This window comes from Acidimangrovimonas sediminis (genome assembly GCF_002871005.1).
GTDB lineage: Bacteria > Pseudomonadota > Alphaproteobacteria > Rhodobacterales > Rhodobacteraceae > Acidimangrovimonas > Acidimangrovimonas sediminis.
Window position 1 is genome coordinate 1 of record NZ_PHSN01000072.1, and the last position, 784, is coordinate 784.

Consider the following 784-nt stretch of genomic DNA (forward strand, 5'->3'; position numbering starts at 1 on the left):
AACGTTTTTCGGTGTGGGCGGAATCGTGGCCGCGGGTCTCGTCGCACCGGGCCGCCAGGCTGGGGCCGTGGCGGCGGTTTTCATGGGCCTCACCGTGGCGAACGTCGCCGGGGTTCCCGCGCTGACCTACCTCGGCGATCTGGCCGGCTGGCGCGTGCCCTTCATGTTGATCGCCGCCCTGGGGCTCGCCACGGCCTTCGCCTTGACGAAAGCGCTCCCCCATCTGCCGGCCTCCGGCGACACCAACGCCAAGGCCGAGATCCGGGCCATGTTGCGCCGGCCCGTGCTCGCCGCCCTGGGCATGACGGTGCTGACTTCGACCGGTCAGTTCACCGTCTTCACCTATGTCGCTCCGACGCTGCAAGACGGCGTCGGTGCCTCCGCTACCCTGGTGACGATCGCGCTGATCGTCGTTGGCCTGGGCATGACGGTGGGCAACCACTTTGGCGGGATCGCTGCGGACAAGTCGCTGCGCGCCACCTTGATCGTCACCCTTGTGGCCCTCATCGTGCTTCTCGGCACCATGTCGGTGCTTCACACCAACCTGATCGCCGTGCTGGTGCTACTGTTTATCTGGGGCGGGCTTTGCTTTGCCTTGGTGCCGACGATGCAGATGCGGGTGATGGGCGCGGCGCAGGACGCCCCGAGCCTCGCCTCTTCTGTCAACATTGGCGCCTTCAACCTCGGCAACGGTCTTGGTGCGGTGGTGGGCGGTGCAGTGATCCGGGTGGGGTATGACTACGCCGCGGTGCCGCTGGCCAGCGCGGTGGTCTTCGCAATTCCC

The 784-nt window shown here is 67.1% G+C and carries 1 protein-coding gene; it reads left to right on the top strand.

Annotation, left to right across the window (positions count from 1 at the left end; all coding sequences use genetic code 11):
* Nucleotides 1-784 (top strand): MFS transporter (locus tag CVV76_RS24370; RefSeq protein ID WP_102227276.1); only part of this gene is annotated, 784 nt, incomplete at both ends.